The 6162-nt window shown below is 42.3% G+C and carries 4 protein-coding genes and 2 pseudogenes; 2 read left to right on the top strand and 4 right to left on the bottom strand.

The genetic code is table 11. The features are described from left to right. Positions 1–2018, top strand: a 2018-nt coding sequence (locus tag FTU55_RS04510; RefSeq protein WP_180046297.1) for an Ig-like domain-containing protein, incomplete at its 5' end; no start/stop codon positions are given. A gap of 291 nt (positions 2019–2309) precedes the next feature. Here the strand turns inward: FTU55_RS04510 and FTU55_RS04505 are convergent. From FTU55_RS04505 to FTU55_RS04490, 4 genes and pseudogenes are all read right to left on the bottom strand, one after another. After that, positions 2310–2771: pseudogene (locus FTU55_RS04505) on the bottom strand (transposase); the annotation flags it as partial. A 26-nt stretch (positions 2772–2797) separates the two neighbouring features. Continuing rightward, a pseudogene (locus FTU55_RS04500) lies at positions 2798–4464 on the bottom strand (IS66 family transposase). Between the two features lie 74 nt (positions 4465–4538). After that, positions 4539–4874 (bottom strand): IS66 family insertion sequence element accessory protein TnpB, encoded by a 336-nt coding sequence (tnpB, locus tag FTU55_RS04495; protein ID WP_004828548.1) that lies wholly within the window; start codon positions 4872–4874, stop codon positions 4539–4541. Further along, positions 4871–5254, bottom strand: a complete 384-nt coding sequence (locus FTU55_RS04490) for a transposase (RefSeq protein ID WP_004828545.1) — start codon at positions 5252–5254, stop codon at positions 4871–4873. The genes tnpB and FTU55_RS04490 overlap by 4 nt, the downstream gene beginning before the upstream one ends. A 431-nt stretch (positions 5255–5685) precedes the next feature. Here FTU55_RS04490 and FTU55_RS04485 point away from each other — a divergent pair, with 431 nt between their 5' ends. Continuing rightward, entirely contained in the window at positions 5686–6060 is a 375-nt protein-coding gene (locus FTU55_RS04485; RefSeq protein ID WP_168383022.1) for a transposase, read from the top strand. Positions 6061–6162 lie beyond the last annotated feature (102 nt).

Genomic DNA, 6162 nt, shown 5'->3' with positions numbered 1-6162 from the left:
CAGATGGTGATGCTTTAACAGTCGTTGAGTTCGTTGTTGATGGAATCGATGAGCCTGTTAAGGCTGGTGAAACAGCTGAGATTCCGGGTGTTGGTACGCTTACGATTTCCCCTGAAGGTGAATTAACATTTACTCCTGAACCTGGTTATGCAGGCAAAGTTCCAGATGTAACGTATACAGTGACAGATGGTCAAACAACTGATGAAGGTACAGTGACATTTACAGATGTTCCTGAAAAATCAGGAGCAACGGCAACTTTAGTTGAATTGGTTGAATTATCTGGCTCATTTGATTCTTCGTTACCAGGTCTTTCAGAGGTTTATAAAGACCAAAATGGTAATTATGATATCTATGATGAGTTCTCTGTAAACTTAGGCCTACAACCTGAGCAGAAAGAGTTATTAGCGCAAGGTAAATTGCAAATTACTGCAAAAGGTCCTAACGGAGAAGTCATTAATGTGAGCGTTGCTCCAGATGGGGTAGTTAGTGGAAAATTGTCAGATCTAGATGGTATAGCACCAGAAGATTTAAAAGTTACTTTAGAGACCACCATCATGAATGAAGATGGTAGTGTCACTACAGATACAAAAGATTATCCAATTACAGTTACACCAGTGGACAACGTAGTTGTAAAAGATTATGCACAAATTATGCAAGATGCTATTGATAAAAAATTAGCAGAGATCGAGACGCAATATGTAAGTAACGGTAATCCACAGCCTACGTATAATGGTGATTTCCATAACAAATATTTGGAAGCATTAAATGCGAAAATGGTTGAGCTAGGCTATACATATGAATGGCAAGTAAGTGAGGAGATTAAAAAGTCTCTTCGTCAACAAGTTTGGGACGAAAATCCAGATTTGTTGTTAAATGCATTTAAAGATCAAATTGTGAATAGTATACAAGGTGATCAGAATGCTCAAAGTTCAGGTAATAATATATCCGATATACATATTGTTGACATTGATGCTTATCTGAAGTTTTATGAGGCAGGATTGTCGAATAAACTTCCAGTAGGTATTAATGGTATACGTGGTACAGCAAGTGATTGGATTATTTTTGACAAACCATTTGATTCAGATCATTTTATTATTAAAAATAAAATGACCAATCCCGGTAACACAAACTTCTTTGATAGTTACGAAGTGATTTATAAAGATCCTGTTACAAGTAAGGAAATTAAATTTATCTTCAATAACGTTCAAGGTGTTGCATTTAGTGATGGTACTGTTATCACAGCGAATGCTGATGGTGTAATTACTTCGTATAAGAACTTTTCTATGACGCTGTCTTCTGTAATATTTGGAGAGGATGTGGATGGAAAACAATTAGGAGGTTTAAAATTTAGCTCAGCATTTATTGATCAGGCTACAGTTGAGATTACAGTAGATGGTACTCAAAAATCTGTAAAACCTGAAATCTATTTGAATGATGAACTGCTGATTGCTAAAGATGGTTGGTATGTTTTGACAGATGAGCAAGCGGCATTATTTAAATCATCTAGTTTCGACTTAACAGTAAAAGTACCATCTGACTTATATAAAGAGGGTGGGAAATTTACGGATTCAGATGCTTTCAAGAAAGCTTTTGAAGATTTCTTAAATAATCCTGAACATCTTGAGCCTCTATTAATAGAGCCAGTGACCAAAGCATCGATGATGCGTATGACATTTGATGATGTTGAGGTGCTTGAAGTAGATGACAGCGCAATATTTAAAGTGCTTAATCATGAATTTAACTTGAATCAACAGCCAAATGCTGAAGTGGATCAGTTTAATTTAGGTAGCGACGATAGCATTGATATCAGTTCACTGTTGTCTGATGATGCAACTGATGCAAACTTAGCTGAATTTGTCACTGTAGAATATGATGAGCAAAGCGAACAAGCTATGATCTCTATTGATCGTGACGGTAAAGCTGAAACTCATCAAAGTCAGCATCTCGTGACATTGTTAAATCAACCAACAGCGTTTGATTTAGAGCAGTTATTGCAAAATAATCAAATTATTTATTAATAATTCGATTAACTAAAAAAGCTCCTTCGGGAGCTTTTTTTAATATTTTTGTGTCCAGTTTTAAATCAGTTAAACTGTAAGCGTCCGCTGAACACACCTTCTGAATTCATCCTATAAGCCTTAATTTAGTCCCCACTTAGAAACAAGTGGGGACTTAAATTTATGACTACAAATAATCAGACATCCATCGCATCTCTTGCGAAAAAACGAAGAACATACAGTGCTGAATTTAAACAGCAGATCGTTCAGGCTTGTAAATCGTAAGCGTCCGCTGAATCCCATGCCTATTTTTTAATTTTGGTCGGATTTCCAGCGATGTGGCAGTAATTCTTCTATTTGGGTCGCTTTATGCGTCGGCAGCTTTTGCAGCACATCACTTAAATAGGCATACGGATCCAAGCCATTCAGCTTTGCTGACTGGATTAAAGTCATGATATTGGCAGCTCGTTGGCCGCTGCGCAGCGAGCCAGCAAACAGCCAGTTCTTGCGCCCTAAGGCCCAAGGTCGCATTTGATTCTCTACCCAATTATTGCAAATCGGTAGATTGCCATCATCCAAATAGCGGCTTAAAGCTGGCCAACGCTTCAGAGTGTAATTGATGGCCTTGGCGGTGGGAGAACTCGATGGCACCGTCAGATGATGTTGGTTGAGCCATTCATATAGTTGTTGCATCACCGGTTGGCTATGCTGTTGTCGGTATTCGCGGCGGTCTTCCGCTGTACCATCCTTCTTTTTCCTGAGTTCTGCTGTAAGCGTCCGCTGAACCCCATGCCTATTTTTTAATTTGAGTTGGATTTCCAGCGATGTGGCGTAATTCTTCTATTTGGGTCGCTTTATGCGTCGGCAGCCTTTTCAGCACATCACTTAAATAGGCATACGGATCCAAGCCATTCAGCTTTGCTGACTGGATTAAAGTCATGATATTCGCCGCTCGCTGGCCGCTGCGCAGCGAACCTGCAAATAACCAGTTCTTACGTCCCAACGCCCAGGGGCGCATCTGGTTTTCCACCCAGTTATTGCAAATCGGTAGATTGCCATCATCCAGATAGCGGCTTAAAGCTGGCCAACGCTTCAGAGTGTAATTGATCGCCTTGGCGGTTGGAGAACTCGATGGCACAGTCAGTTGATGTTGGTTGAGCCATTCATACAGTTGTTGCATCACCGGTTGACTATGCTGTTGTCGGTATTCGCGGCGCTGTTCTGCTGTACCATCTGTCTTTTTCCTGAGTTCTGCTTCTATGGCATACAGTTTCTGAATCAGCACTAATGCCTGTTCAGCGACCTGACTTTTTTTGGTCACATGCAGTTCATGGAATTTACGACGTGCATGGGCCATGCAGCCCACCTCAATGACCTGGCCTGATTTAAAGCGTGCTTTATAACCACTGTAATCATCACAGACTAGATAACCCTGCCAGCCTTTCAAGAACTCTGCAGCATGCTGGCCTGAACGACTATCCTGAAAGTCATAGATCACCGCCTGAACTGGATTGTACTGTGTAGTGGCATAGGCCCAGACATAACCTTTCTTCGGTTTTTTATCATTCTCACCCATCCGCATGATGGTGACCGGCGTTTCATCGGCATGGATCACCCGCTGTTGCAGCACCACCTCTTTTAAGGCATTGGCCAGAGGTTCCAGTTCTACACCGCAGCGACCTATCCAGTCAGATAAAGTTGATCTAGAAAGTTCGATTCCCGCCCGCTGATAGATCAGACGTTGACGGTACAGCGGCAAATGATCGGCATATTTCGATACCAAAACATGGCTGAGCAGTTCAGGTGAAGCAATGCCTTTATCAATCACATAGGCGGGCATCGCTTGCTGAGTCAGGGTGTCACACTGATCACAGACCCATTTGCCACGCACATGCTGTTCCTTATAGAACTGTGCCGGTCTGAAATGCAGTTTTTCACTGACATCTTCGCCGATACGACGGAGTTGGCAGCCACAAGCACATTGGGTTGATGCAGGTTCATGCTCAATACGGATGGTGTGTAGATGATCTGGCAGTGGTCGACGTTTAGGTTTGTTGACTGTGGCTTTCTGTGTCCCTGCATCGGTTTTATCTGCATTTAATCGTTCTAATTCCAGATCAACCGCGGCAATATCTTCTTCAACCGCTTCATCCCACAGGTGGATTTGTTTTGCGGTGAGATGTTCGTTTTTACTGCCGAATTTATGCTGTTTAAACAGCGCCAGTTCATGCTCGTATTTTTGATTGAGAATAGAAAGATGCTGAACTTTAGAATCTAATTGCTGATTGGTGACTTCAAGATGTTGAACTTTGGCATCTAATTGTTGATTTGATACTTCCAGATGTTGAACTTGAGCATCTAATTGTTGTTTATCTTCTGCGAGTTGTTGATGCTGCATCGCCAACTGCCGGGTGAATTCCAGCAGTTGTTCATGGGTCAGTTGGCTTAAATCTGGCAGCGTATTCATGACCGCAGTATGCCTGAGGTCATGAGAAGAATGAAATAGAACGTTTGGAGGATGGCAGAATAGCCGAGCTTGGTTTAGAGCATCGTGACCACCTGCTGTCGTCCAATGCGCTGCCAAGGCAAACCCTGGATTAATGCCTGTAACTGTTCCGGGTTGAGAGCTACGCTTTCACCCTGGTGAACTTTAGCCCAGTGGAATTTTCCCTGTTCCAGCCGCCGGGCACACAGCCAGATGCCCAGTCCATCATGTACCAGCACTTTCATGCGATGGCCACGTTTATTACAGAACAGGTAAGCACAATGCGGTTTAATGTAGCCAAAGGCTCTCACCACCTGAGCCATGACCGTATCCATCCCTGCTCGCATATCCAGAGGTTGGGTAGAAAGCCAGATTTCATCGATACGGATCATGTTGCCAGCACCTTGAGTAATTCTGCCAAGGCAGGTATTTCTGATACTTGCCATTTCAAGCCAATTTCTGCTTTTGAGTGGGGTAAAGTAATTTGAACTTTTAACATGTCAGTAGGAGTAGGATCTAATGGTGCAGAGCAAGATAAGGCAATAAATGCAGGTTTATTCGGTAGTGGTGAGCGATCACTCCCTGGCTTAGCATCAATTAAGCGAATCCATTTGGATACAAGATTTGTATTCAATCCATGTTGCAAAGCGACTGAAGCAATTGAAACGTCCGGTGCTTTACAAGCCTGAACGATCTGCTGTTTAAATTCAGCACTGTATGTTCTTCGTTTTTTCGCAAGAGATGCGATGGATGTCTGGTGATTTGTAGTCATAAATTTTAGTCCCCACTTGTTTTTAAGTGGGGACTAAATTAAGGCTTATAGGATGAATTCATAAGGTGTGTTCAGCGGACGCTTACTTATCAGCAAATGCTGGATCAGGCCCGTTTGTTTACGTCTATACAATTAAAGACCTTATTTGCCTATAACGATGAGCTGGTCGCCGACTATTTAAATATTAATGATATTCATAATTTTAGAAGGGCATTTAAGCGCTGGAGTAATGTGGTTGTATCCTGATTTAGAGGATTTTATAGAGAGCTGGGACAGGTTTCGGCTTTGAGTTGAGGCCTTGATTGATGTCTCGGATTTCCAAGTGAGTTGCAATTTAATTTCCGTTATTTGTAAGCGTCCGCTGAGCCCCACTTTTTCTAACTCATTAATACCGCGATAGTGTCCACTAAATTTTAAGTGGACACCTATTTATGGATTTAAAGATAGTTATAGACAGCACACCAACGCTAAAAAAGCCCCGTCGAACCTTCACTGCTGAATTTAAACATCAACTTATTCAGCAATGCCAGCAGCCAGATACATCGGTGGCTAAGGTCGCAATGCAACATCAGATCAATGCCAATCTGTTGCATAAATGGATTCGTCAGTCCAGATCAATGGTTCCATCATTAACAACCCCATCTTGTCCACAGACCGACTTCCTTCCCGTCATTCTTCACCCGACGCCAGTCAAACAAGAAGCACCTCCGCCACCTGTGCCAGAGAGGAAAGCTACCGCTCATATCAGGATTCCATTACATGATGAACAATGTTCCGTAAGGGATCAGATGATCGAAATCGAATGACCAGTGGAGTCTGCAACTGAATTACTGCTTTTACTTCAGGGCTTGATCAAATGATCCGTATCGATGAAATCTGGTTGTCTACCCAGCCCATGGACATGCGTG

Origin of the sequence: Acinetobacter sp. YH12117 (assembly GCF_013418865.1) — a bacterium.
Taxonomy (GTDB): Bacteria; Pseudomonadota; Gammaproteobacteria; order Pseudomonadales; family Moraxellaceae; genus Acinetobacter; species Acinetobacter indicus.
Note: the sequence above shows the minus strand (reverse complement) of the source record. Positions and strands in the feature narration are given on the sequence as shown.